23 protein-coding genes and 3 tRNA genes are annotated in these 26,248 nt (G+C 59.8%); 20 read left to right on the top strand and 6 right to left on the bottom strand.

Annotation, left to right across the window (positions count from 1 at the left end):
* Positions 1-287 precede the first annotated feature (287 nt).
* The 3 genes from ACUIAD_RS00490 to ACUIAD_RS00480 all read left to right on the top strand — a co-directional run bounded on the left by ACUIAD_RS00490 (position 288) and on the right by ACUIAD_RS00480 (position 3,213).
* Positions 288-1,199: a CHAP domain-containing protein gene (locus ACUIAD_RS00490; protein ID WP_110452503.1), complete on the top strand. Its 912-nt coding sequence runs from the start codon at positions 288-290 to the stop codon at positions 1,197-1,199.
* Positions 1,200-1,270: 71 nt separating this feature from the next.
* Positions 1,271-1,996, top strand: coding sequence for a C40 family peptidase (locus tag ACUIAD_RS00485; protein ID WP_110452502.1), 726 nt, complete (start codon positions 1,271-1,273; stop codon positions 1,994-1,996).
* Positions 1,997-2,166: 170 nt separating this feature from the next.
* On the top strand, positions 2,167-3,213 hold the full coding sequence (locus ACUIAD_RS00480; protein WP_110452501.1) for a universal stress protein: 1,047 nt from the start codon (positions 2,167-2,169) through the stop codon (positions 3,211-3,213).
* A 90-nt stretch (positions 3,214-3,303) separates the two neighbouring features.
* On the opposite strand, the gene ACUIAD_RS00475 is transcribed toward ACUIAD_RS00480, so the two are convergent.
* Entirely contained in the window at positions 3,304-3,717 is a 414-nt protein-coding gene (locus ACUIAD_RS00475; RefSeq protein WP_110452500.1) for an OsmC family protein, read from the bottom strand.
* Between the two features lie 142 nt (positions 3,718-3,859).
* On the opposite strand from ACUIAD_RS00475, the gene ACUIAD_RS00470 reads away from it, so the two are divergent.
* From ACUIAD_RS00470 to ACUIAD_RS00460, 3 genes are all read left to right on the top strand, one after another.
* Entirely contained in the window at positions 3,860-4,735 is an 876-nt protein-coding gene (locus tag ACUIAD_RS00470; protein WP_445343335.1) for a thymidylate synthase, read from the top strand.
* An 89-nt stretch (positions 4,736-4,824) separates the two neighbouring features.
* Positions 4,825-5,493, top strand: coding sequence for a dihydrofolate reductase (locus tag ACUIAD_RS00465; protein ID WP_110452568.1), 669 nt, complete (start codon positions 4,825-4,827; stop codon positions 5,491-5,493).
* Positions 5,493-6,032 (top strand): low molecular weight protein-tyrosine-phosphatase, encoded by a 540-nt coding sequence (locus ACUIAD_RS00460; protein ID WP_110452498.1) that lies wholly within the window; start codon positions 5,493-5,495, stop codon positions 6,030-6,032. Before ACUIAD_RS00465 ends, ACUIAD_RS00460 begins: the two co-directional genes overlap by 1 nt.
* A 66-nt stretch (positions 6,033-6,098) precedes the next feature.
* Here the strand turns inward: ACUIAD_RS00460 and ACUIAD_RS00455 are convergent.
* From ACUIAD_RS00455 to galE, 3 genes are all read right to left on the bottom strand, one after another.
* Positions 6,099-6,174: transfer RNA gene (locus tag ACUIAD_RS00455), tRNA-Phe, on the bottom strand.
* A 46-nt stretch (positions 6,175-6,220) separates the two neighbouring features.
* A tRNA-Asp gene (locus ACUIAD_RS00450) sits at positions 6,221-6,294 on the bottom strand.
* 72 nt (positions 6,295-6,366) lie between these two features.
* On the bottom strand, positions 6,367-7,377 hold the full coding sequence (gene galE / locus ACUIAD_RS00445; RefSeq protein ID WP_110452567.1) for a UDP-glucose 4-epimerase GalE: 1,011 nt from the start codon (positions 7,375-7,377) through the stop codon (positions 6,367-6,369).
* A 149-nt stretch (positions 7,378-7,526) separates the two neighbouring features.
* Between galE and trmB the strand changes: the two genes are divergently transcribed.
* From trmB to ACUIAD_RS00425, 4 genes are all read left to right on the top strand, one after another.
* Positions 7,527-8,339, top strand: coding sequence for a tRNA (guanosine(46)-N7)-methyltransferase TrmB (trmB, locus tag ACUIAD_RS00440; protein ID WP_445343334.1), 813 nt, complete (start codon positions 7,527-7,529; stop codon positions 8,337-8,339).
* Positions 8,340-8,405: 66 nt separating this feature from the next.
* A complete protein-coding gene (locus ACUIAD_RS00435; protein ID WP_445343333.1) occupies positions 8,406-10,388 on the top strand; it encodes a GTP-binding protein in 1,983 nt (660 codons plus the stop codon).
* Between the two features lie 113 nt (positions 10,389-10,501).
* Positions 10,502-10,888 carry a VOC family protein gene (locus ACUIAD_RS00430; protein ID WP_110452496.1) on the top strand — a complete coding sequence of 129 codons (387 nt, stop codon included), beginning with the start codon at positions 10,502-10,504 and terminating at the stop codon, positions 10,886-10,888.
* Positions 10,889-10,954: 66 nt separating this feature from the next.
* A complete protein-coding gene (locus ACUIAD_RS00425) occupies positions 10,955-12,475 on the top strand; it encodes a xylulokinase (protein ID WP_445343332.1) in 1,521 nt (506 codons plus the stop codon).
* 291 nt (positions 12,476-12,766) lie between these two features.
* Here ACUIAD_RS00425 and ACUIAD_RS00420 read toward each other — a convergent pair.
* Both ACUIAD_RS00420 and ACUIAD_RS00415 read right to left on the bottom strand, forming a co-directional pair.
* Positions 12,767-12,838: transfer RNA gene (locus ACUIAD_RS00420), tRNA-Glu, on the bottom strand.
* A gap of 60 nt (positions 12,839-12,898) precedes the next feature.
* Positions 12,899-13,792, bottom strand: a complete 894-nt coding sequence (locus ACUIAD_RS00415; RefSeq protein WP_110452565.1) for a glycosyltransferase — start codon at positions 13,790-13,792, stop codon at positions 12,899-12,901.
* A 90-nt stretch (positions 13,793-13,882) separates the two neighbouring features.
* Here ACUIAD_RS00415 and ACUIAD_RS00410 point away from each other — a divergent pair, with 90 nt between their 5' ends.
* The 10 genes from ACUIAD_RS00410 (at position 13,883) to ACUIAD_RS00365 (ending at position 26,198) form a co-directional block, all read left to right on the top strand.
* Positions 13,883-15,322: an AI-2E family transporter gene (locus tag ACUIAD_RS00410; RefSeq protein WP_445343331.1), complete on the top strand. Its 1,440-nt coding sequence runs from the start codon at positions 13,883-13,885 to the stop codon at positions 15,320-15,322.
* Positions 15,322-16,548 (top strand): glycosyltransferase family 2 protein, encoded by a 1,227-nt coding sequence (locus tag ACUIAD_RS00405; RefSeq protein WP_110452493.1) that lies wholly within the window; start codon positions 15,322-15,324, stop codon positions 16,546-16,548. Before ACUIAD_RS00410 ends, ACUIAD_RS00405 begins: the two co-directional genes overlap by 1 nt.
* Positions 16,549-16,626: 78 nt before the next feature.
* Positions 16,627-17,472 (top strand): ABC transporter ATP-binding protein, encoded by an 846-nt coding sequence (locus tag ACUIAD_RS00400; protein WP_445343330.1) that lies wholly within the window; start codon positions 16,627-16,629, stop codon positions 17,470-17,472.
* Positions 17,469-19,100, top strand: a complete 1,632-nt coding sequence (locus tag ACUIAD_RS00395) for a hypothetical protein (protein ID WP_445343329.1) — start codon at positions 17,469-17,471, stop codon at positions 19,098-19,100. The genes ACUIAD_RS00400 and ACUIAD_RS00395 overlap by 4 nt, the downstream gene beginning before the upstream one ends.
* Positions 19,101-19,216: 116 nt before the next feature.
* Positions 19,217-20,668, top strand: a complete 1,452-nt coding sequence (dacB, locus tag ACUIAD_RS00390) for a D-alanyl-D-alanine carboxypeptidase/D-alanyl-D-alanine endopeptidase (RefSeq protein WP_445343328.1) — start codon at positions 19,217-19,219, stop codon at positions 20,666-20,668.
* A 19-nt stretch (positions 20,669-20,687) separates the two neighbouring features.
* The gene (gene tilS / locus ACUIAD_RS00385; RefSeq protein WP_445343327.1) at positions 20,688-21,797 is read left to right on the top strand and encodes a tRNA lysidine(34) synthetase TilS; all 1,110 of its coding nucleotides are present in this window, start codon (positions 20,688-20,690) and stop codon (positions 21,795-21,797) included.
* Entirely contained in the window at positions 21,784-22,377 is a 594-nt protein-coding gene (gene hpt / locus ACUIAD_RS00380) for a hypoxanthine phosphoribosyltransferase (RefSeq protein WP_110452489.1), read from the top strand. Before tilS ends, hpt begins: the two co-directional genes overlap by 14 nt.
* Complete coding sequence (gene ftsH / locus ACUIAD_RS00375; protein ID WP_110452488.1) at positions 22,374-24,488, top strand: ATP-dependent zinc metalloprotease FtsH; 2,115 nt, start codon at positions 22,374-22,376, stop codon at positions 24,486-24,488. Before hpt ends, ftsH begins: the two co-directional genes overlap by 4 nt.
* An 82-nt stretch (positions 24,489-24,570) precedes the next feature.
* A complete protein-coding gene (locus tag ACUIAD_RS00370) occupies positions 24,571-25,653 on the top strand; it encodes a dihydroneopterin aldolase (protein WP_445343326.1) in 1,083 nt (360 codons plus the stop codon).
* Complete coding sequence (locus ACUIAD_RS00365) at positions 25,650-26,198, top strand: DUF3180 domain-containing protein (protein ID WP_445343325.1); 549 nt, start codon at positions 25,650-25,652, stop codon at positions 26,196-26,198. Before ACUIAD_RS00370 ends, ACUIAD_RS00365 begins: the two co-directional genes overlap by 4 nt.
* The last annotated feature ends 50 nt before the right edge of the window (positions 26,199-26,248 follow it).

Raw genomic sequence — 26,248 nt, 5'->3', positions numbered from 1 at the left:
ATATGAGCCTGGTTCGCTCAGGGTGGACCAGGCAGGGTTCAAAACCGTGGGACACGCCGTGGCGGGCGGCACGCATGCTGGTTTGCTCATGTCGGCCTCATGTCCGTATAATCCTAGCGTATTCCGTGGTTGTCGAAGATGAGCGACCACCAGCCATGCTTGAGTACACCAGTATGGACAATTCAGGTCATTTGGCCTGGGTTCTCGCTTGCGTTATGGTGTTCCCTTGTGATGGTTCGTGATACGGCACGAAAGTCGCGTCGGAACATAAACGGGAGTGATTCTAGATGAAGCATGCTGCGCACAGGGCTTCGGGCACGCGGCGCGCACGTGTCGGCAGTTCGCCGACCAGCCGATCGGCTGGCGTAACCCAGACAGCGGGCATTGAAGGCATTGATGATGCCTTGGCGGCCAAGCTCAACGAGGTAGCTCCTCGAACCCGTCGCTCCATTCGGTTGGCGGCCAAGGCCTCCGCCCGTCGCTCCCATATCATGACTGGCTCGGCCCTGACTGTCCTGGTCGGTGCCGCGGCTTCCTCCATGGCCGTTTGCCAGGCTCGGGACGACTGGTCCCTTCCTCTGGCTGACAGCGTTGCGATCGATTTGGTCTCTCCCTCTCCCTCCGCTGGCCCCTCCGGAGCGAATGGAAGCGCAAGGGTCTCTCGTTCTGATTACCGTCAGCACCTGACTGCGGCGTCACAGCGCAATGAGGGCAGTTGGGAGCTAGGCGAGTCTGCGCTCGATGCCGGACGGATGTCTAAATCATCGGCCGACAACCCGGTCGTAGCTGTGCTGATGGATGCCAACCGATCGGTTCTGCCGGCAGGGTTCAATCCCAACCATGCCACTGGAGATGCGGGCAACGCCTACGAGTTCAGCCAGTGCACCTGGTGGGCCTACGTCCGTCGTCATCAGCTGGGTCTGCCGGTGGGCTCCCAGATGGGCAATGCCAAGGACTGGTCTGTTTCAGCCCGCTCTTTGGGCTATTGGGTGGACAATACGCCACGCAATGTCGGCGACATCGTGGTCTTCCAGGCTGGCCAGGAGGGTTCGGATTCCGCCTATGGCCATGTGGCCATCGTCGAGAAGATCAATCCCGACGGCTCCATCGTCACTTCTGAGTGTGGTGCTGTCATGAATGGAAAGACCTACTCCCGTACCTTGTCCAACGTGCACGCGCTGAGCTACATCCATTACTGATTCTCGGCTGAGCGAATAGTGTCACACTTTTCGTCAGACCTTGTTCTCGACACGTGATAGAATTGTGCACGATGAAAAACGCACGTAAGTATGTGAGCCTGATGGCAGCGGCCACGATCTGTGGCATGCTCTCCATCGGTATACCCGCCGTGGCCCAAGCCAGTGGAGGCAGTGAAGCCGCAGTCACTTCGTCTCGTTCATTCACCCCGGGCAGCAAGGTGCGCGCCGATCTGCTGACCGAGTCGACGGCGACCACCGTCGAAAAGGACAGCAATTGGGGTGGCATTGAGTCTTTAAACGTTCCTGCGACCAAGTCTCAGTCCGAGAAGGACGCCGAGGCCAGGGCCCAGCAGGCTCGCGAGCAGGCCCAGGCTGCGGCTAGTCAGCGTCAATCCGCCCAGGTCAGCCGTTCGGCTGCCCGCGGTAGCACCGGCGGTACAGTCGCTGATGTGCCGGCAACTGGCAAGGGCGCAGAGGTGGTCAACTACGCTCTTCAGTTCCAGGGGATTCCTTATGTGCTTGGCGGGACTGATCCTGCCAAGGGCTTCGATTGCTCTGGGTTCACCCAGTATGTGTTCGCCAATTTCGGCATCAGTCTTCCTCGTATTGCCGCTGCCCAGGGTTCGGCTGGCGTGCCGGTCACGGATCCGGCGCCTGGCGACCTGATGGTGGCCCCCGATGGCAGCCATGTGGGCATCTACGTCGGTGGCGGACGCATGATCCACGCCCCGTCTCCAGGTAACTGCGTCAGGGTTCAGGCGGTCTATCAGACTTTCTACTATCGTCGTCTGGTCTGAGGCATAGTTCTCAAGCAGACCTAACGCCCCTACGGGGGCGTTTTGCATATTCAGAGTTGATGTTCCTCGCGTGTTGGTCCCCGCCAGCTTATTGATCAGGTCCGCATGCGATATTCTGACAGAAGGAGCGGTGTCGGTTTGTCACCGCCAAGTTTAAAGGAGGTCGTCGGATGAGCAACGACAAGGCTGTTCTGGTAGGCGTCGATGGCTCGGACGCCAGTTACAAGGCGGCATGGTGGGCCGCCAACTACGCTAAGCATGCAGGGTTGACCCTGCAGATTGTCTGCGCCTATTCCCTTCCCTCATATGCGGCCGTCTCCTTCGATGCGACGTACACGACCATGGGGGACGACGTAGCGGCTCACAACGATGCCCAGGAGATACTTTCCAAGGCCAAGGCCATCGCCGATGAACAGGGTGTCGGTGCAGCCACGCTGATCGTGACCGGGGATCCCTCTTCGGTCTTCGTGGAGCTGAGCCGCAATTACCGGCTGATAGTCATCGGCAACCGGGGCAAGGGCGGCCTGGCCGAGCGTCTGCTGGGAACCACCAGCTCCAGCCTGCCTGCCTATGCCTACTGCCCTATCGTGGTTGTTCCCTACACCGACGACGATGGCAATCTGATGCATCTGAGCAACGATATTCAGCGGGTAGCCGTGGGTTCCGACGAGTCCAAGTGGGGTCTTAAGGCCCTGCAGATCGCGGCCGCCTTCGCCGACAGCTGGAATGCTGAACTTGATGTCATGTCGGCAGTGCCGAACATCTCCGGACTGACTGGCACAGGTTCAGCTGAGGAGCGCAGCGTCATGGACTCCTATCTGGATGACCTCAATACCCGGATCGCTCCGCTCATGAAAACCTACCCGGATCTGCGCATCAATAAGACCGTGGTGCCAGGGTCTGCCGTAGAGGCCTTGACCCAGGCCAGCAAGACCCATGACGTGGTCGTGGTCGGCTCGCGCGGCCGCGGTGGCTTCACCGGACTCTTGCTGGGCTCTACCAGCCAGGGTCTCCTGCAGCATGCAGTCAGCCCTGTTTACGTGGTGCCGCGCAAGTACGTGGAGGCCGAGGAGTCCGGCCTCAAGGCCGCAGCCGACGCGGCTGAAAGCACGGATGTGGCCGAGATCACCGGAGTGGAGCAGATCTCTGTGGATTTGGCCAAGCCCGAGCAGCTGGCTGACCTGGAGTCGACCATCGATCCCGAACACAAGGAGTAAGGCGCTCGATTCAACGACCGCATCGACGAAGAGCGGGGACCCTCGAAGTTCAGCGAACCCGGGAATCCCCGCTCCTTTATCACCGTCAGGTCAGTGGCGAACTTTGACGGAGATCCTGACTGGGGTCTCCCGCTGATAGGTGTGGGCCACGGTGCATGACTTGGCAATATGGCGGCGGACCCGCTCCTCCAGCTTGTCTGCATCCTCCTGGGCCAGCCTGGCCGAAGTGGCATCGACATCCACCTGTTCGTCGAAGCTCAAGTAGGCATCGTCGTCGGCGTCATAAGCGCCGTCCACCACGATTTTCGCCCCCTTGCCCTTGCCTAGGGCACTTTCCACGGCGAACTGGCTGGAGAGCGCTCCGCAGGCGGCCAGAGCGATCTTCATCAGATCGCCTGGGTTGAATTGATCCTCGCCCTTGCCGAAGGTGATGTGGGCTCCATTATCGCCGTAGGCGTTCCAGGTGCCGTCCTTGTCGCGTTCGACCCAAAGTCTCTTGCTCATCTGTTCCTCCTTGTCCGGCACCCGTCGGGTGCGTCATCCGGGTCCGAGCCTGTGGCCGGACCTGCTCCTCCAATCTAACCCGGAGTGTGCAATTCGTCACCGGGGCACGCTCAGCTGGCGGCGGACTTGATAGTATGGCCGCATGGCCTTGACTCGCGAAGAACTGCAGCGTATTCGTACACGTATCCCTGAGCGTCCCGATTCGGATATTCCCACCCCCTATGAGGATCTAGTGCGCACCATCCTGCGCGAAGGCACTCTCAAATCCGACAGGACGGGCACCGGCACCATATCCCTGTTCGGGCGGCAGATGCGCTTCGATCTGTCGCATTCCTTCCCTCTGATCACCACCAAGAAGGTCTACTTCCGTGGAATTGCCTATGAGTTGCTTTGGTTCCTGAAGGGATCGCAGAATGTGCGCTGGCTGCAGGAGAACCGCGTGCATATTTGGGACGAATGGGCCGACCCGGAAACCGGGGATCTGGGCCCGGTCTATGGAGTCCAGTGGCGCAGCTGGCCCGCTCCGACGCCAGAGGACCCCCACCGCACCATCGACCAGATCGCCAAGGTGCTGGATCTGATACGCACCCACCCGGACTCCCGTCGCATGATCGTCACCGCTTGGAATCCGGCTCAGGTTGACAGCATGGCTCTGCCCCCCTGTCATGCGCTCTTCCAGTTCTATGTGGCCGACGGCAGGCTGAGCTGCCAGCTCTACCAGCGCTCCTGCGACATGTTCCTTGGGGTGCCTTTCAACATCGCCTCCTATGCTCTACTGACCATGATGATGGCCCAGCAGGCAGGTCTTGAGCCAGGGGAGTTCGTATGGACCGGCGGCGACTGCCACATCTACGACAACCACGTGGAGCAGGTTCTGGAGCAGCTGTCGCGCAAACCCTATCCCTACCCGACCATGCGCATCCGCAAGGCTGACTCCATCTTCTCCTATCAGTATGAAGACTTCGAGGTGGCGGACTACCAATGCCACCCCGCCATCAAGGCCCCGGTAGCGGTCTGATGGTGCGCTAAGCCGAATACGGGCACCGTCGGATCCGAAGATTAGAATGTACTCGTATATCTACTCACCATGAGGAGTGAACGCAACAGATGGAGCATGACAATAGTCGAAGCGGCTATCACGAACCCGAGCCCGGTCAGGCCGGGCTTCTAGGCGATGAGGATTGGCGGCATCAGGAAGAAGAGATAGGCCGCCGCTCATCGGTCAATATGATCTGGGCGCAGGCGCAGGCCATGGACGGTCGGCGCGGCGCCATCGGTTACCACAATGCGCTGCCTTGGCATCTGAGCGAGGATATGCGGCACTTCAAGGAGCTGACCGTATCCCATCCTGTCATCATGGGGCGGCGGACCTGGGTCTCCATGGGGGAGCGGCCCCTGCCCAAGAGGGACAACATCGTTCTGTCCGGTGACCCAGGGTTCCATGCGCCAGGCGCCACTGTGGTATCTGCGGCCGACGATGCTCTGGAGCTGGCCAGACAGGAAGCCATTCCTGATGATGGGATGGATCGCAGCGAAATCTGGATCATTGGCGGCGCAGGGGTTTTCAGTACTTTCTTTCCGCTGGCTGATGCGGCCTATGTGACTGACCTGGATCTGCAGACTCCAGCCGACGTCTTCGTGCCTGATATGGAGGAGCTGGTCAGCAAGCGGTTCTGGCAGGTGCGGGACAAGAGCCAATGGATGACCCCTGCGAAACCAGACCAGGCGGATGCCATCCGGCGCTTTCGGTATATCACCTATGGGAAGGTGCGTTGATGGCCCAGAATTCTGGAGGAAAGGCTTCACGGGTCCCCTACAGCGTCATGACCGTCTGCACCGGCAACATCTGCCGATCGCCCATGGCTGAGATCATCCTGCGCAAGTTCTTCCAAGAGCGCGGACTGAATGAGGACCAGGTCAGAGTGGAATCCAGCGGGGTCAGCGACGAAGAGTTCGGCAACCCCATAGATCGGCGTGCTCAGAAGGTTTTGCGCGAGCGGGGCTACGAGGTTCCGTCCGATCACTTCGCCCACCGGATCACCCGGGAGGAGGCCGAAGACGCCGACCTGCTCCTGCCTATGACGGCTGACCATATGCGCGCCCTGTTGCGTCTGCTGCCCTCAGGCAAGCGATCTGCCGTTCACCTGTACCGCAGCTTCGATCCGAATCTGCCTAAGCCAGCGCCGGGCCGGGAGAGCCAAATCGATCTGGTAGACCCCTGGTATGGCGGCCCTCGTGAGTTCGATGTGGCCATCAATCAGATCGAGCATACCGCGCCCTACATCGTCGACTGGGTGGCGCGACAGCTGTCCTGAACGATAGAAGCATGTAAATATCAATTAAGCCCCTGGATTCCTCATGAATCTTAGGGGCTTAATGGCTGGTGGCTCCGAGCGGGATCGAACCGTTGACCTAGCGATTTTCAGTCGCTCGCTCTACCAACTGAGCTACAGAGCCATGAACAGTCAAAAAGACCCGGAAAACCGGGCCAGACCATTCCCAGCGACTCCGGCCGGACTTGAACCGGTGACCTCCGCCGTGACAGGGCGGCGCTCTAACCAACTGAGCTACGGAGCCGAGGCTGCTCGAACAGCCAAGAGGAAAGTTTACATGAGCGCCTGAGGAATGCAAGCTCCGGCGCGTCGTTGCTTAGTCCTGCTGTTGCCAGCCATCGGTGTCGATGTGGTGGGTCGGGTTGGCCTGCCAGGCCTTCCAGGCTGATTCGACTATCTCCTCGACGCCATACTTGGCATGCCAGCCCATCTCAGTGTTGATCCGGGTGGGGTCGCCGATCAGGTGCGGCGGGTCTCCAGCGCGGCGGGGCTTGATGGTTGCGGTGAAGGGCAGGCCCGTCACCTTCTTGACTTCGTCCACGATCTGTCGAACGGATGTGCCCTGGCCGGTGCCTACATTGAAGGCATCATAGCGACGCTGGTCGCGATCCAGATAGTCCAGGGCAGCGATGTGGGCGTCAGCCAGGTCGGAGACGTGGATGTAGTCACGCACGCAGGTGCCGTCGGGGGTGGGATAGTCGTCCCCGAAGATTGCGGGTGCCTTGCCCTGTCGCAGCCTGTCAAAGAGCATAGGGATGAGATTAAGGACCGCAGGGTCCTCCAGGCTGACTGGTCCGCAGCCAGCCACGTTGAAGTAGCGCAGGGCGCAGAAGCGGATGTCGTAGGGCTGCTCGCAAGCACGGGCCATCCACTCGCCGATCAGCTTGGTCTGGCCGTAGGGGTTGATGGGGACCATGGGCTGCACGTCCTCGGGGACCACGTCGACTGGAGGCTCGCCGTATGTTGCAGCCGAGCTGGAGAAGACCAGCTTCTTGGCATCGGTCCTTGCCATGGCGGACAGGACGTTGAGCATGCCGTTCAGGTTCTGCTGGTAGTACCAGATGGGCTTCTCCACTGACTCGCCCACCTGCTTGCGGGCAGCGAAGTGAATGACCGAGTCGACCTTGTTCTCCTTGATGATCTCAGCCAGGCGCTGATCAGCGCCTGGCGCGGCCACGTCAGCGCCGTAAAGACGAGCATTGCCGATTCGACTGGGCTTGCCATAGCTGAGATCATCAACTACAACGACTTCCTTGCCGGCCTCCTGCAGAGCGTGGACCACATGGGCACCGATGTACCCGCAGCCGCCTGTAACCAAAACTGACATCTGCATGCCTTTCCTGTCGAAAACCGGACGTAGGAGCTTGTTCGGTTTTGCAATAATATGTTGTATTTTGTTCTAGATTGAGTATATCACGGGCACATGTGCCCACTATGCCCGCTTGTATCTACTTTCTAGGATATATATGAGCTGTGATGAGTGAAAAAAGACAGAGCAAGGCCCCTATGCGGTCCATCGTCTCCTATGTGAGGCGATCCGAGAAGCTCAGTGACCGGCTGGCGAGGGCATGGGCTCAGTATTCCTCCAGATATCTGCTCAATGCAGGTCAGGTTGAGGGTTCGTTGACTGTTGCCGAGGATCTGCGTTGCGATGCAGCAATGATCAGGTCGGCCTGGGGGCGGGATGCCCCGCTGATTGTCGAGATCGGATCCGGACAGGGAGAGAATGTCGTGGCCTCGGCCCGGGAGCATCCTGATTGGAACTACCTGGCCGTGGATGTCTATCAGCCGGGGTTGGCCCATACCATGCTGATGGCCGGTAAATCCGACCTGAATAATCTGCGTCTGGCCCAGGTCAACGCCCCGGACCTCCTGGCCCGTATGGATCCTGGACTGATCAGGGAAGTCTGGACTTTCTTTCCCGACCCCTGGCCTAAGATGAAGCACCACAAGCGTCGTCTGGTCCAGCCGGCTCTGGCTGAAGATCTGGCGAGGTGCCTGGTGCCAGGCGGTATCTGGCGAATTGCAACCGACATTGAGGATTACGCTCTGCATGTGCATGAGGTGATGGACGGGAATCCGAGATTCAAAAATCTGGGCAATCTGCGAGTCAGTCTGGCCACTCAGCATGTCGGCAAGGGAACGGCTGATCAAGCCAAATCCCTGCCCCATGCCATTTTCATGGAGTCTGAGCGGTTTGGCGGCAGAATTGTGACGAACTTCGAGCGCAAGGGGATCCAGGCCGGCCGGGTCATCCACGATCTGACGTATCAGGCTTCAGCAGACTGACCATAGAGTGTGCACGGATAGGGTATTCGTCTGATCCCTGTAGGCATGAAGAGCAAGGGGGCCGTGATGGTCAAGAGGATAGTGGTGGGGATGCTGGCCCATGTGGACGCCGGCAAGACCACGCTCTCGGAAGCCATGCTCTACCGGGGCGGGGGAATTCGCCGTCTGGGCAGGGTGGATCATGGCGATGCCTATCTGGATACCAACGAACTGGAGCGACAGCGTGGCATCACCATCTTCTCCAAGCCAGCTCGGCTGACTTATCGGGATGTGGATCTGACCCTCATCGACACACCCGGCCACGTGGATTTCTCAGCCGAGATGGAGCGGGCCCTGTCAGTCTTGGATTATGCGCTTCTGGTCGTCGATGCAACCGCTGAATTGGAAGGGTATGCTGATACGCTCTGGCGGCTTCTGGCACGCTACAGGGTGCCCACCTTCATTTTCATCAACAAGTTGGATTCCCCTGGAGCTGATGCCGCCCGCCTTTTTGAAAGCTGCAAGCAGCGCTGGTCTTCGGGCTGCTTCAATCTGAGCCGTGGACTTGAGCATGGCGATATGGAGGATGTGGCCCTGCTCGGCAACAACGTCATGGATGAGTATTTCAAGACCGATGGCATATCGGATGAGAGTCTGGCAAAGCTGGTGGCTGATCGTCGTCTCTTCCCCTGTTTCCTCGGGTCTGCCCTGCGCTTGGATGGGGTTGATGCCCTCCTGGAGGGGCTGGATCGATACACCCTTTCGCCTGCGTACGGCAAACAGTTCAGCGCAAGGGTGTTTAAGATTTCACATGATGACAAGGGTGTCAGGTTGACCTGGCTCAAGGTGACCGGCGGCGAACTGCCAGTCAAATCGTCTGTGGTTACCGATTCCCGGAATGGATCCGAAGGCCAAGCGGATTCCAGGAAGACCGAATATAAGGAGACCAGCGAGACGATTGACCAGCTTCGACTCTATTCAGGAGCTGCTTATAGGCTGACGGACTGCGCCCAGGCCGGGATCGTCGTGGCTGCGACCGGGCTGGAGCTGACACATCCAGGACAGGGGCTTGGCTGCGAGCGGAAGGACTTGGAGCCTGTGCTGGAGCCGGTGTTGACCTACGCAGTAACTGCTGAGGGGCTGGATCCGCACCAGGTATTGAAGGCCTTACGCATCATGGAGGACGAGGATCCTCTGTTGCATGTGGTCTGGCAGGAGCCGCTCCAGGAGATTCGCTTGCGTCTGATGGGACAGGTTCAGTTGGAGGTAATTCAGGAGGAGCTGGAGCGGCGGTTCGGTATGCGGGTCTCTTTCAGTCAGGGCGGAATTCTGTATAGGGAGACCATCGCGGCCCCCGTCGAAGGCGTTGGACATTTCGAGCCCCTCAGGCATTATGCCGAAGTCCATCTGCTCCTGGAACCTGCGGAGCCGGGCAGCGGTCTCAGTTTTGCGTCGACATGCAGCCTGGACCGCTTGGACGGCAACTGGCAGCGGCTCATCATGACCCATCTGGCGGAGAAGGAGCATCTGGGCGTTCTGACAGGTTCGCCCATCACTGACATGCGCATCACCCTGCTGGACGGCCGCGGTCATATCAAGCACACCGAAGGCGGAGACTTCCGCCAGGCCACCTACCGGGCTGTCCGGCAGGGGCTGATGAAGGCAAGCAATATCCTGCTGGAGCCCTGGTACCACTTCAGGCTCGCACTTCCACAGGAGAATCTGGGCAGAGCCATGTCTGACATTTACAGAATGAAGGGCCGTTTCTCAGAACCGCAAGCAGACGGGGACACGGTTGAGCTGGAGGGAGATGCTCCGGTATCACAGATGCGCGATTACGCCATGGAGATCAGCGCCTACAGTCATGGCCGCGGACATCTGACATGCTTCTTCAGCGGATATCGTCCCTGCCAGGACCAGGATGCTCTTGTGGATTCCATCGGATACGATCCGCAGTCCGATCCGGAGAACACCCCTGACTCGGTCTTTTGCGCCCATGGGGCTGGATATCCGGTCAAATGGAATAAGGTGGAGGACTTCATGCACCTGCCCGGCGGCCGGTACATCTGAGACACAGTCCTGAGGATTGGGTGTGATTCGTCGCTGGCATCGAGTGGCATGCGGAAAAGATCATCCTGTGCTGTCGGCCACTGTTGGTTGATGGTTCACTTAGAATTACGGATATGATTGATCATCTGACGCTGAAGGTTAGGGACATCCACGCTTCCGTCGATTTCTATAGCAAGGCCTTGGCGCCGTTGGGATACGTGGCCAAGGTCCGCCATGAGCCAACCATTGGGTTCGGTGCAGAGAACGATGGGGCCCACTCGGACTTCTACCTGACGCCGAGCGAGGACGGGACCGGTTCACCGGTGACGCACCTAGCCTTCAGGGCCGCCGATGCAGCAACGGTGGATGCCTTCTACAGGGAAGCGCTCGCTGCCGGTGGCCGTGACAACGGTGCTCCGGGGCTGCGTGACTACCATCCCAAGTACTACTCGGCTTTCGTCTTGGATCCGGACGGGAACAATGTCGAAGCAGTGGTGGACTGGTCAGGACCTCAGAGATGACTGCGGCAGTCCACATAGGGGATTATGTCGGCATCCGGGCAGTTGGGAAGGCCTAGGATGACCGCTATGACCTATACAGCCGCATTCGACGTGGGCACCACGCAGGTCAAGGCCGTTCTTGTGGGTGATGGGGGATCTGCCAGGGTGTGCGCATCCAGTGGTCTTCTGCCCATTGACGCCGGTGACGGGCGTATTGAGCAGAATCCCGAGGATTGGCTGCAGGCCTTCATCGAGGTGTCCCGTGACCTTTTGGCCAGGGCCGGGCGGGACATTGAGCACTTCAAGAGCGACCAGATCACAGGCATCATCATGAGCGGGCAGATGCAGGATCTGATTGCTTTGGATGCGCAGGGGCAGCCAGTCGGACCGGCGATCCTGTACGCGGACGGCAGGGCCGAAGACGAGTCTGCTGAGCTGACTGGAACCTATGGGGATGAGTCCTTCCGCACCGTAGTGGGGAATCCGTGCGATGGGTCCCTGCCGCTGGTCAAACTGATGTGGATGTCCAGGCATCAGCCCGACCGTTATGCGCAGGTCCGCCATGTGCTCATCGATGCCAAGGATTATCTGATTTGGTGGCTGACTGGTGCCTACTGCGGCGATATGACAGCCTGCTCCACAGCAGGCGCCATGGATCTGCGTTCGCGAAAGTGGAGAAGAAACATTCTGGAGGCTGCAGGCGTGGATGCCGCGATCTTCCCGGAACTCTATTTTCCATGGGATATCGTCGGCACCAGCACGCCGGGTGCATCCGCTGCCACGGGGTTTGCTCCGGGAACCATAGTCTATGCGGGAATGGGGGATGCCGGGGCATCTACCCTGGCTGGCGGGGTGTTCCACCCTGGTCAGTTCAATATCAACTTGGGCACATCCGGGTGGATCGCCACCGTGACAGATCGAGCTGTAACTGACCGCCCTGGAATGATCAATCTGGCCTATCTGGGCGCCGGCAGCATCATCAATACAGTGCCCTTCCTCAATGCCGGCAATGTGCATGCTTGGGCCACCGGAGTCTTTGCAGGGAGCAGTCCGGCCGAGAACGACGACCCTTATCAACGCATGGGGCACTTGGTGGAATCCAGTCCAGCAGGAGCACGCGGCGTAATTTGCCTGCCCTATCTGGTGGGGGAGCGCTTCCCGATGATGAACCCTTCAATTCGTGGAGCCTATGTCGGCATTTCTTCCGAGACCGAGGCATGCGACCTTGCCCGAGCCGCGCTGGAAGGCGTGTCCTATTCGATTCGCCAGGGGCTCGACCTGCTGGGTACGCCTATCGAGCGGGTCACCCTGATTGGTGGCGGCGCTCGCGAACCTCAATGGTGCCAAATGCTGGCAGATATACTTGACGCGCCCGTTCAGGCGCTTGATGATGCCCATGTCATGCCTGCGGTGGCCCTGGCTGAACTGGTCTCTGTCGGCAAGGTGACCAACTCTTCTTCACAGCCCGATCTGCAGGCCTTGGAGAAGCTGGTGGAGGCGAACCTCGCTGGAGGCGTCTATTCTCCCGATGACGCAAATCGTCATGTGTACGATGCCGGTTACAATCGATTCAGGCGGCTATATCCAGCTTTGGACCCCCTCCAGTAAGCGTCCTTCGGATGCAGTTGTTCCTCATGGCTGATGGGGACGATTCAGACTGGCGTAATAATAGCAACAGGTTTTGATTGCTTTCGCACGCTCGCAGACTGTGCTATGCAAAGCTGCAGAAATTCGAAAGACTGAGTCTTTACCATGCTAGTGATTTTCCTTGTCGATGATCTGCAGGCGTGTGCTGGCATGGATCCTGCACAGATTGATGCAACTGTATTCAGGATTTGCCGAGAAATATGAAATTACCGCATATCCCTGTCTGGCATCCGTCCTGCACCTTGCGTCTTGTACCCCCGGAGAGAGTCGAACTCTCGCTGTCAGATTGAAAGTCTGGTGTCCTAACCGTTAGACGACGGGGGCGAACGTGCCCATGATACCCGCCCCCTATGGACCAGGCAAGCCTGGTGTGCCGTCTGCTCCTCAGTGAACCTCCTGGTCCAGCTCCTGGTCGCGTCGGTGGAAGAGCTCCATCTGCTCCTGGATCCAGACGCGTTCCGCGGGGTTGATGTCGGCGGATTCCAGGTATTTCTGATAGACAGGATAGAAGGCTCTGAGTATGGGGTAGATGGCGTATAGGGTGTGCTCGGGCTTCTGCTCCCTGGTGTGCTGCGGGTGAGCGTCGAAAGTGTTCTTGAAGCGCTGCATGTAATGGCGGAAGGATGTGAAGGAGGTGTCCATCCGGCGGGCGCTGATGCCCGCGTTCATGTCCTTGCAGTAGACCGTCTTGAACCCTTGATCAATCAGATGCAGAGAGATATCGACATCCTCGTGCATGATGTCTTCCTTATCCCTGCAGACCTGGTTGCGTATGGCCTGCCAGGCCGTGGCGCGCAGGGCCATGTTCGAGCCATAGAGCAGATATTGCCCGTCGTCGGCCCGGTAGATGGCACGGCGGATGGTGTTGTCCCCCTTGAGTCCGATCCTCTTGCCCGGCATGTCGTAGTATGCCACGGGACCAGTGGCGCCCATGGCCTCCGGGTCCCGGGTGAAGATGCCGGAGACCACCTCGACCCAGTTGGGGCGGAGCATGCAGTCGGCGTCGATTCGGCCCAGCACGTCGCCAGTTGCCCGGTCAAGTCCGTAATTTCTGGTGGGGATCAATCCCTGTTCGCTGTCCTGATGCAGGAGTCTGACATGCTGGTCAGGATTCTCGTCGATGAAGTGCTGGACGATGGAGGCCGTCGCGTCCGTGGAGTGGTTGTCGACTACCAGCACCTCCTTGGGGGCCTGACTCTGCCTAGTGGCATTCAGGAGGCAGTCCTCAATGCGTTCTTCCTCATTCCAGGCGGGTATGACTATGGAAACGGTCAACATACCCATCAGGATACGTGTGCCCGGATACACCGTCGGCTCAACCTGCGCTCCATAGCCCGCCATGTCAGCCATCCTGCGATAATGGAACATATGGCCAACGAGCAAAAGCAGCGCTTCGATTTCGCGACGGTCTTCCCGCCCAAGGGGGATCCGCGCCGACCTCCTGAATGGTTCGGACGCGCCCTTCTCTATGTGGTGATAGCCGTCTTTCTGGCTTGGTTCGCCTACTCCTCCTGGTGGAAGATCGAATTCCTGGTGCTGGACGTGGTGATCGCCATCTTCGTCTCCCTGGCCATGGAGCCTCTGGTGCTCAGGCTGGTCAGGCATGGTTGGCGGCGGGGCGCAGCATCGGTGGTCACCCTGATAGGCCTGATCATCATTGTGATCGTCCTTATGGGCTTGTTCGGCAACCTGCTGGTCCAGCAGGTCATCGGCATGGCCAACGGGTTGCCGGCCTTCTATGAGCAGTTGGCCGAATTCATCGCCAGTCGCACCCCCTGGCACCTGCCGGCCATGCAGGATTTGGGTGGGGAGATCGTCAAGAACATCCAGACCTCCTGGGTGACGGACTTCGCCGGGCAGGCCTTGACCACCACCGTGGGGCTGGCAGGGTCCTTCATCAATATCATGACTGTCCTGCTGGTCATCTACTACATCTCCGCGGCAGGCCCCAAGCTGCGCCGCAGCCTCTGCCAGTGGCTGGCCCCCAGGAGCCAGCGCCGATTCCTCTTCGTCTGGACCATCGCCCAGGACCAGATCTCCAGCTTCCTGTTCAGCAGGACCATTCTGGCGCTCATTTCCGCAGCCTGCATGTCGGTCTTCCTGGTCATCCTCAAGGTGCCCTACTGGCTGCCGCTGGCCCTCTTCTGCGGGCTGGTATCCCAGTTCGTGCCTACGATCGGCACCTACATAGGCGGGGCCGTTCCCATAGTGGTGGCCTGGGGGAGCCGCGGACTGCTGATGGCTGTGATCGTGCTGGTCTACATCATCATCTACCAGCAGATCGAAAACATGATTCTGGCTCCCAAGATCTCCCAACGGACCATGGACCTCAACCCGGCCATCGCCTTCCTTTCCGTACTGGCACTAGGTGCAGTCTTCGGAGCTCTGGGCGCCTTCCTGGCCCTGCCTCTGGCGGCCAGCTTCCAGGCCATCTTCTCGGCCTCGGTCAAGCATTACGAGCTGATCGACTCCCCGCTCATGCAGGATCCCAAGCCGGTCGGCAAGTCCAAGGTTGTCGAGGGCGTCGAGGCCTTCAACGAGCACGTGGTCCAGCCGATGGCCAGCCATGTTGGCAGCCGGTCCGCCAAGGGGACCAGTGCCAGGGTCCGAATGGACGATCCTGTCATGACCATTGCCAGCCAGCTCTACCCGACATCCTCGCCGACGGCCAAGGATCTGGACGAGTCGGCCACGATGCCCATACCCAAGTCCGCCTCGGCCCCCGTAAGGCACAGGCCGCTCAAAGGCGCTGAGACATCCGACGAGGCCTCAGAAGGGGAGGACAACCCTCGCAAGGAGTGGCGCTGATGGCCCTGCTCAAAGTGCTGGACGTCCTGATGCTGCTGCTGGGCGGGGTGGGCATCGTCTACCAGGCCATCTGCATCGTCATTTCCTTCGTCTCCAAGCCGGTGGTCTTTCCTGAGGCTCCCTTCGACAAGCGGTTCGCCGTCCTTATTTCCGCCCGCAACGAGGAGCAGGTGGTCGGTCATCTGATTAACTCCATCAAGGAACAGACCTATCCATCCTCCATGATCGATATATGGCTGGTGGCCGACAACTGCACCGATGACACTGCCGGACTAGCCAGATCCCTGGGCTGTCATGTGGTCGAACGGCAGGACCCGAACCAGGTGGGCAAGGGCTACGCTCTGACCTTTCTGCTGGACCGGATTCTTGAGCGGGGCCTTGCCTCCCGCTACGATGCCTACTTCGTCTTCGATGCGGACAATCTCCTGGACCGCCATTACATCGAAGAGATGAACAAGGCCTTCCAGTCCGGCTTCCGCATACTGACCAGCTACCGCAACTCAGTCAACTTCTCTGACAACTGGGTTTCCTCCGGCTCGGCGCTATGGTTCATCCGGGAATCCCGGTTCCTCAACACCTCGAGGATGGTCATCGGGTCCAGCTGCCATGTGGGAGGAACCGGGTTCATGTTCTCTAGGGAAGTCATGGAGCGCAACAACGGCTGGAAGTTCCATCTGCTGACCGAAGACCTGGAGTTCACTATGGATTCCGTCCTGCATGGCGAACGCATCGGCTATTGCGGCACGGCAATCCTTTATGACGAGCAGCCCGTCACCTTCAAACAGAGCTGGCGGCAACGGTTGCGTTGGAGCAAGGGCTTTCTTCAGGTCTTTCGCTACTACGGGCCTGCTCTGATCTCTCGGGCCTTCCGCGAACGCGACTTCTCGGCCGTGGACCTGACCATTCTCATCTGTCCGCTGACCGTCCTAGGCCTGGTCCGTTGTTTCTTCGGCCTGCTCTTCCCGGCTCTGGGTTTCGTGACCTGGACCAGCCAGGTAACCGCACTGGTAGATGGCATCGCAGCCGGGGTTCTTGGTGTCCTGGCCCTGATGGGCCTGGCTGCTTTGACTGTGCTGGCCGAGCGGGACAAGATAGGCGCATCCAACAAGGAGCTTTTCGCGTACTGTCTGAGCTTCCCCATCTTCATGCTGAGTTACCTGCCCATCTCCTTCCAGGCTATTTTCGCCAATCCTGGATGGAAGCCCATCGAGCACTCCGGGCACTGAGACCGGGCATCCGCCGACATGCGAACTAGATTATGGAGGCGGCCAGGAGCGGGATAGTGATGGGATAGACTTAAGGCCATGTCCGATGAAGCCCGATCAGCCAGCATGACCGCCCAGACGGCAGTGGCTCCTCCGCCCGATCCACAGGCAGCGGTCTCTATTCGCGCCCTGGTCAAGTGCTACCAGGGCCGGCCTGCTGTCAATGCCCTCTCTCTGGACATTCCCAGGGGGTCCTTCTATGGGATAGTCGGCCCCAACGGCGCGGGAAAGACCACCACGCTGAACATGGTGACCGGCCTCCTGGCGCCTGACTCCGGCAAGGTCATGATTCTGGGCAGGGACGTATGGTCTGACGTGGATACGGCCAAGCGAATCATCGGCGTCATGCCCCAGGGTGACCAGATCTTTGACAGGCTGACCGGTCTGCAATTGCTGGTCTACTCGGGCATGCTGCGTCGAATGCCACGCGAGGAGGCGCTGAGCAGGGCCAGGGACCTGCTGGAGGCTTTCGACCTGACCGATGCCGCAGGCAAGCGGATCTGTGATTATTCATCCGGTATGGCCAAGAAGATCTGCCTGGCCACTGCAATGATCCATTCCCCTAGACTTCTGGTACTGGATGAGCCTTTCGAGTCGGTCGACCCAGTCTCCAGCGCCAATCTCAAGGACATCCTTGTCGAGTATGTCGATACTGGAGGAACCGTGGTCATTTCCTCGCATGTCATGGCCCTGGTGGAGCGGATGTGCACTCATGTAGCCATCATCAATCATGGTCTGGTTCGGGCTGATGGCACAGTGGCTCAGGTCGCAGCAGGGGAGGACCTGGAGGATCGTTTCCTGGATCTCGTCGGCGGCCGTCATCAGGCCCGCCGGATCGCTTGGCTGAACGGTTCCGGGTCTGAGGAAGACCAGGAGACGGAATGAGCACGACAACCACCATCATCGCCATGCGTTGGTCCATTACCTGGGGAACGATCAAGCACTCCTCCTGGCAGATGGTCGGTGCCATTGTCAGTTTGCTCATGGCCATAGGCATCTGTCTGGCCTCTTGGCAGACTGCGCTGACGCTAGGGGGCTGGCTGCCCGGCGCCGGTCCGAGCGACCGCCGGCGTATGGGGACTGTATTGATCCTGTTCCTGGTCGGGCTTACCTTGGGAGTGATCCTGATACAACTGATCTTTTTGGGCCAGGGGTCGATCCTGAGTCCTTCGCGATTCGTTCTTTACGGGATTCCTGACGGTCAGTTGCAATTGGGGCTCTACCTGGCCGGATTGACCGGGCCTGCGGGATTGACCGGTCTTGTCTGCTTTCTGGCTCTGACGGCCATCTATGCCCGCATGGGTGTCGGAGCTGCGATCATGGCTTTGGTTGCGGCTCTGCTGGCTGTCATGGTAATGCTGGCCTTGTCCCGTGCCGTTTTGGACCTGGTCGGCACGCTGATGGTTGCTCGGCGCACCCGATCCGGGCTCTATCTGCTGGTCACCATGGTGATCATGGTTTTGTGCATGCTGCCCTCTCTGTTGAGCAGTGAGATTATGAATGGCATGGCAGTGGACGCCGACTCCATGAAGTCCGTGGCCGACTTGCTGGCTTGGACGCCGCTGGGCGCCGCTGTCCGTCTGCCTGAGGATCTTCTTGCGGGATCATGGTGGGCTCTGGCTGGACGTCTGTGTATGGAGCTGGCCACGCTGACTCTCTGTTTCATGATCGGCATGCTGTGTCTGCGTCATGACCGTTTGCACACTGGGGCGAGCGCTGAGCGGTCGACTGCCTCCAAGGGACTGGGGATGCTGGGCCGGTCCCGGAACGCTGTGGATGCAATGACCGCACGGCTGCTGATCTATCTGCGTCAGGATTCCCGCAAGCTGTCTATCTATCCGCTTTTGCTGGTCCTGATGGTTCTGTACGCAATACTCTTCCGTCAGATGCCCATGCTGATATGGCTGGGACCGGCTTTGGGCGCCCTGATACTGGAGATTCCCGAGGGCAACGCCTTGGCCTACGATGGGCTCGCCCTGCGCATGGAGATAGCTGCGGGAGTAAAGGGTCGTGAGGACCGGCTGTCCCGTGTCCGCAGCCATCTGATTGTGGCTATGCCCTGCATGTTCCTCCTCGGGCTGGTGACTTTGGCGCTCTCCGGGGCAATGAAGGGCGGACGAGACTTGGTCATCTCCCTGGATCTGCTGGCTGCGACCATAGGATTGCTTCTGTCTGGGCTGGGAGTTGCCCAGATTTTTTCGGCCCTGCTGATCTATCCGGTACCCTCTATGGACCGGCCCTTCACATCGCCGCAGGGACGTGCTGTTGCCCAGGGCTTCCTGCCAATGCTGCAATTGCTGGCTAGCCTGGTGATTATGCTGCCCACCATATTGGTGGCATTGCCGACTATGACCAAGGGCGGGATTCTTCCGCTCTGGCTGCCTGTGCCGGTCGCATTGGCGAACGGTCTGATTGTGCTTGCCGTAGGTATAGTTTTGGGATCCCGGATCTTCGATCGTCGACAGTCGGCCATTCTGCTGACTCTGGATCAATACGATTCCCTGCAGTCCTGATGTCGTCTCGGGACGAGTACTAGGCTAGTGGGATGATGTCGACCGATCCGAAGTCCATGAGTGCCGCCGGGCCTCCGTTGAATTCGGTCGGCGGGCGTAAGTTCGGGAGAGAGCAATTGGGTGACAGACATCAGCAGCGCATAACGCGCCGTCGTCGGACCAAGCGCCGCTGGCGTGTGGCCTTGACTGCGCTTGCAGCGATCATGCTGGTTGTCAGCTACGCCTGCATGGACCTGGCTGACTTGGCGCCCGGTCCGCTGACCTTGGCCAAGACCAGACATTCGTCGATTCCCGCTGCGGTCATGATGGGCGAGTCGTCAACTGCAGCCGTGGACCGGCCTGGACCCGCAGTGGATGTCGGCCAGGTCCAGCAGCTGGTCAATGCTTTCGCCGATACGCCTGGCTTAGGCAATGCATACTCCTTGGTCGTGCGGCAGGCTGATGGACGGGTGCTGGCTCAGAAGAACGCCGACCAGGTGCGCCAGCCGGCCTCTACCATGAAGACCTTGACCGCCGCCGCTGCCGCCTCAGTTCTGGACATGTCGTCCCAGCTGGATACTGAGGTGCTGCTGAATTCCTCTTCTTCCTCGTCGGCAACGCTGACCCTGCGCGGCAATGGCGACATGCTTCTAGGCGCCGGCAAGGATGATCCTCTGCACGTCAATGGTCGGGCCGGGCTGGGAACCCTGGCCGAGCGGACGGCCCAGGCCCTGCACAAGCAGGGGATCGACCGCGTGGCATTGGCCTACCAGGATACGCTCTTCGGCGATGATCGGATGCCTAAGGGCATCGAAGACAACAATCCTGATGGCATCTACTTCCAGGAGTCTGTTTCCATGGCCGTGGATGAGGCCCGGCAGGGACGGACCGAGCCTGACGCTGATCCGGACGCAGGCGGGGTCTATCTTCCCAGGGTCGAGAATCCGGCAGGAGCCGCTGCGGCTGTCTTTGCCAACAGCCTGACGCAGTCCGGAATCCATGTGGATAATGCACAGGCGCCAGACCGTATCGATCATGCTCAGGGTAGGGTTCTGGCCCGTGTCCGCTCGGCTCGGCTCAGCGAGGTCATGTCGCTGATGCTACGCAACTCGGATAACAGCCTGGCTGAGCTTTTCGGTCGTCTGACCGCCTTGGCCTTGGACATGCCTAACAGCCCAGCCGGGGCGGTGAAAGCCGTTACCAGCACGCTGAGCAAGCTGGGCGTGGACACTGCGGGCCTCAACATGGCCGATTGCTCTGGACTGACTCCTGGTTCCACCCTAAAGGTGGGCACCTTGGCGGACATTCAGCAGCTGGCCCTGTCCAAGAAGGGCCTGACCCCTCTGGTCAAGGGTCTGTCGGTGGTGGGGCTGACCGGCACGGCAGCCAGACGGAAAATAGACAATCAGGCCGACGGGCTGATCCGGGCCAAGACCGGCACCTTGGATCATGTGACTTCGCTGGCAGGCAATGTGATTCGACGCTCCGGCGGCGTTCTGGTCTTTGCTGTAGTCGTCAACGACCCCGAGGATGCGGCTGCTGCCAGGCATGCTGTGGACACCCTGGTCGGATCCTTGGATCGGCTCTGAGCGGGAAACGGCTTGGACTATGGTCTATTCAGCGGAGATGAAAAAGGCGGTGGGGCTCCTGCGCTCAACCCTGGACCGGGAGGGCCTGGGCTTGCAGGATCGACGGTTTGCCCATCACGGGGTGCATCAGCCTGATCCGGATGCTCCTCTGATTCTGGTGGCCTGCTCAGGAGGTCGGGACTCCTTGGCCTTGGCCTGCGTAGCCCACCTGGCGGCCGATATGAACGGGCTGCGGTGCGGTGCCCTGCTGATTGATCACGGCCTGGCGCCTGATTCGGATCGGATCGCCGAGCGCGCGGCTGGAACCTGCCGGAAGCTGGGGTTGAATCCGGTCCGCGTCACCAGAGTGGATGTGCCTGTCACTTCGGCTGGCACTGAGGCCGATGCCCGTGTGGTCCGCTACCAGGCCCTCTCCGAGCAGGCCCTCGAACTGGGTGCCAGGGCCGTCCTTCTGGCGCACACCCGTGACGATCAGGCCGAGACGGTGCTGATCGGCCTGATCCGTTCCCAGGGGCTGGAGGCCATCACTGGCATGGCTCGGCGTGTGGAGCGTGGAGGGATGCGCTACCTTCGCCCATTCCTTGACCTGGACCGGAAGGATACCACGGCCATTTGCCGCCAACAGGGGATCAGCTGGTGGGACGACCCCACCAACGGCGATGATCAGCCGGCTGACCGTACGCTTCCCAAGACGATGCCGCTGCGCTCGCGAATCCGTCACGACCTGCTGCCCGAGTTGAATCGCTTCGCTAGCCGGGACATGGTGCGCCGTCTTGCCCTGGGGGCGGACATGGCACGTCTGGATCAGGAGTATTTGGATACCCAGGTGGATGAGTTGTTCCGGCGACTGGTTACCCGCCCTGATTCGGATCAGAGGGCTAAAGGGGTTCTGGCTCGCTTGGATGCCCGCGGGTTGTCCGACTGTCATCCGGCCCTGCGCACCCGCCTGCTGGCTCAGGTGCTGACCAGGCTGGGCATTCGTTTCACAGCTGTGCAGGTTCGGGCTCTGGATGACTTGGTCTGTCGATGGCACGGCCAGCAGGGTCCCCGATTTCCCAGCTCCCATACAGCAATCCGCAAGGGTCAAGTCATTCTCATATGCAATGATGGGGACCATGCGCATCGCTGATATTCAATCCCATATCGACCATGAACTGGTGTCCAAGGAACGGATAAAGGAGCTGATCAACCGGACGGCCGAGCAGGTCAGCCGGGATTACCGGGACAAGAACCCGATCATGCTGGCCGTGCTCAAGGGGGCCTTCAACACGCTTGCCGCCCTCTCACAGGCTGTTACCATTCCGGTTCAGATCGAGTTCATGAGCATCTCCAGCTATCCGGCTGGCAAAACCAGCGTCTCCGAGGGCGACTTGGACATCAGGATGGATTTGGACTGTGATGTGCGCGGTCGGCATATTCTGATTGTTGAGGATATTATCGATTCCGGCTACACCTTGCACTGGTTGGTTGAGCGTCTCAAGGAGCGAGGAGCTGCATCTGTGGAGATCTTCACCCTGCTGGACAAGACCTCTCGGCACGAGGTTGAGGTGAATGTCAAGTATCCGGGATTCGCCATACCCGACGAATTCGTTGTCGGCTTCGGGCTGGATTACGACGAGCAGTACCGTAATCTGGACTCGATAGCCGTACTGAGGTCCGAGGAATATGCGGACCCGACTCAGGAACAGGATCAGAGGGGGCAGTCATGAGCTACTCGCAGGGACCGCAGCAGGGTCCGCCCAATGGAGACAGGGACAACCGGGATAAGGGCAACAACCCCTTCAACTTTAATTTGGGCAGCAACGGTTCTGGATCCAACGGGGGCAACCGTTCCTTCTGGCATTCCCCTTGGCTTTGGGGAATCCTGGCCGTGGTCATCATTCTGGCCATCTTCGGTTTCTTCAGCAGTCAGAACGGCGCCCAGACCATCGACACGCAGGACGGCCTGGAGCTGCTGAACGACCGCAGCAGCATGGTCAGGAAGGCCGAGATCACCGAGAAGATGCAGGTTGTCGAGCTCAAGCTCAATACCGACTTCGTCAAGGATGTGCCCGGTTTCCGCGGTAACCGCACCTCTAAGAACTTCGGCAAGGACGTACAGTTCTACTACGTGGAGGCTCAGGGGGAGCAGGTGGTCAAGGCCGTCGAGAAGGCCAAGCCCTCCGAGGGGTACAACTCGGTGGTGCCGCAGACCAGCATGATGAGCTACCTGATCTCCTCCATTCTTCCCATGCTGATCATTCTGGGAGTCTTCTGGTTCCTGCTCTCGCGCATGTCCTCGGCGGCCGGCGGCGGCATGTTCGGGATGGGTGGCAAGAAGAACTCCGCCAGGCTGAACGACGGGCAGACCCCCAAGACCAAGTTCTCGGACGTGGCCGGTGAGGAGGCCGCCGTCCAGGAGGTTGAGGAGATCAAGGAATTCCTTAAGGATCCGTCCAAGTACAAGGCTTTGGGTGCTCGCATACCCCGAGGGGTTCTGCTCTATGGTCCGCCTGGAACCGGCAAGACCCTGTTGGCCAGGGCCATCGCCGGCGAGGCAAGCGTCCCCTTCTACTCCATGGCAGGATCCGACTTCGTCGAGATGTTTGTTGGTCTGGGAGCGTCCCGAGTGCGTGACCTGTTCGACGAGGCCAAGAAGAATGCCCCGGCCATCATCTTCATCGACGAGATCGACGCAGTGGGCGGCAAGCGCGGATCCGGCATGAGCGGCGGTCACGATGAGCGCGAGCAGACTCTGAACCAGCTCCTGGTCGAGATGGACGGCTTCGACAACGACACCAACCTGATCATCATCGCAGCCACCAACCGCCCTGATATTCTGGATCCTGCACTGCTCAGGCCCGGTCGGTTCGACCGCCAGGTGGCCGTGGAGGCTCCGGATCTGGAGGGGCGTGAGGCCATCCTCAAGGTCCATGCCAAGGGCAAGCCCTTCGTGCCTGATGTGGATCTGCATACCGTGGCCGTGCGCACGCCCGGCTTCACCGGCGCCGACCTGGCCAACGTGCTCAACGAGGCGGCCCTGCTGACTGCGCGTTCCGATGCTCAGCTGATCGATAACCGAGCCATCGACGAGGCCATCGACCGTGTGCTGAGCGGACCTCGTCGGCGGACCAAGGGCATGGCTCTGGCTGAAATGCGCAACACTGCCTACCATGAGGGCGGCCACGCCATGGTGGCGGCGGCCCTGCACCACACAGACCCGGTCACTAAGGTGACTATTTTGCCGCGCGGGCGGGCCCTGGGCTATACCGCAGTCATGCCCACCACAGACCGCTATTCGCAGTCTCGCAACGAGTTGCTGGATCAGATGGCCTACGCCATGGGCGGCCGCGTGGCAGAAGAGGTGGTCTTCCATGACCCGACTACCGGCGCATCCAATGACATCGAGAAGGCCACCAGCATTGCCCGGCAGATGGTGCTGCAGTATGGCTTCTCATCCAAGCTGGGAGCCATCAAGTGGGCCGATGAGAACGACCAGGATTCCGGGCTTGATGCTTTGAAGCCTCACAACTATTCGGAGAAAACGGCCGAAGCCATCGATGAGGAAGTCCACGATCTTATCGAGACGGCCCACCAAGAGGCCTGGCGGATCATCACCGAGAACCGTGACGTGCTCGACGAGCTCGTTCGACAATTGCTGGTCAAAGAGACTCTGAACAAGGATGAGCTGGCTGCTGTCTTCGCTGGTCTGCGCAAGGCTCCTGAGCGTCAGCTCTGGCTGTCCGCACCGGATCGGCCGGACTCTGAGCAGCCTCCTGTGGAGATTCCTGAGGAGCTCAGACGCAGCGTAAACGGGTCGTCTGCAGAAGACCAGCGCTGAATTCGGAACTGGCCCGGCGCCTTGTATATGGTTTCGGGCTTTTCTGCAGTGAATGTTCCAAGGCAAGGGAGGGGCGTACAACATGGATTCCATCCGTCTGAGCTCCATCAAGGCTGCACCCCTGCATGACGATCAAGGGTCTGGATCCGGCTACCAGGTCGATGCCGTGCTCTACCTGGATTTGAGTGAGGCAGGCAGACTCAACGACGGCACTCAGACCGTTGACTATGTGCAGATCGTTCGCAGGATCGTCAATCTGATTCGCAAGGAGCCGATTGACGAGATTCTGGAATCCCTGACCGCCAAGGTGGCTGATGCCATCCTGCTCTCCCACCAGATCCGCCGCACCCGGGTCACAGTCACTCGTTTGGGCGCTGATCAGGGAACAGGTGTCGATTTTCAGGTGGCTGTCACCCTGGAGCGGGCGGCTGCCGATCAGATACAAGGCAATCCGGGCAGCATGGAGTCTGGACGCGTAAACGGCGACGGGCATGCTGTGCTAGGACACCCCTCGCTCCTGCTGTCTGGTCAGGACGATCCAGGTCAAGCGGCACGGGCGCGGCTGCGTCATCCTGTTACCGCGTCCAGACAGGACGTCCTGTCCTCATATCCTGAAAATGAGGATGAAGCTTCCAGCCAGCTGGCTACTGAGGAATCCAAAGCACAGGGTCTTCTGATGCGTGATGTGATTGCGCTGGAAGGGGCATCAGGAACCGACCGATTGGTCATGCTTCGGGCTCTTGCAGCCCTGGATGGGATCCCTGGCAGCCAGCTGGTTGGCATCTCGCCCCTGTATTCCTACCGGGATGAACAGGGAGACCAGCGTCTATCGGCCGTGGTGATCCTGCAGACGCCGCTGGATCTGGAGGGGCTGCGGTCAGCTCTGGATATGGTGGCCGCCCCTATCAGAAAGATTGGCGGACTGGATGCAGACGTGGTGGAGGTGGAGACCTCGGACGGCTCGCTTCCCTCTGCTCAGGTCCGCCCGCCTCTACTGACCTCTGACGCCCCATCGCGCATTCTAGTGCCTTGGGCTTATTTGGAGCCTGAGCATTGCCTGCCCGGAGCTGGCGGATCCTGTCTGGCGAGTCTGGCCAACCGTGCTCCTGACCGTGATCGCATCAGCATGGTTTCGGAGGACTGGATTCTGGACGGACTGTCATGAAAGCCCGCCGCACCCCGCTTGTGCACTATCTGGTCGCCCTGGTCCTAGGCCTGATGGGAGGCGCTGGAATCTCGGAACTGGGCATGTCCACTAGGACGGACCTCATGGGGGTTCCCTGGCTGGTCATCCTGTTGCTCTTCCTGTTGGGGTTGGCAATCCTGATCATGGCCTTCCAAGTGCATCGTTACGCCAAGGGAGACCGCAAGGAAATGGATTTGCGCTTCGCGGTCAACGTGCTGATCATGAGCAAGGCCTTGGGAATTGCCTGTGCTGCCCTTTTGGGCTGGTATGGCAGTCAGGCACTGATCAGCATGGGCCATGCAGCCGCGCCTTATTACGCGCGGGTCATGCAGGAGTGCCTGGTCGCATCCCTGGTCTGTCTGTTTGATGTGGCGGCCGGAGCAGTGGGGGAGTGGCTCTGCCAGTTGCCCCCGAACGACGGTCCTGAAAAACCTGACGGACGCAAGTCCACGCGCAGACCCATGGCCGATGCGGCTGATGCTGCCGAGAAGCAGGCTGACTCGGTGGATGATCGGCGCAGTTGAACCAGCTGGTGACGGTGCTGAGAAATTTCCTGGTTCGTCGGGACAATTAT

The organism is Bifidobacterium sp. ESL0819 (assembly GCF_052606245.1).
Note: the sequence above shows the minus strand (reverse complement) of the source record. Positions and strands in the feature narration are given on the sequence as shown.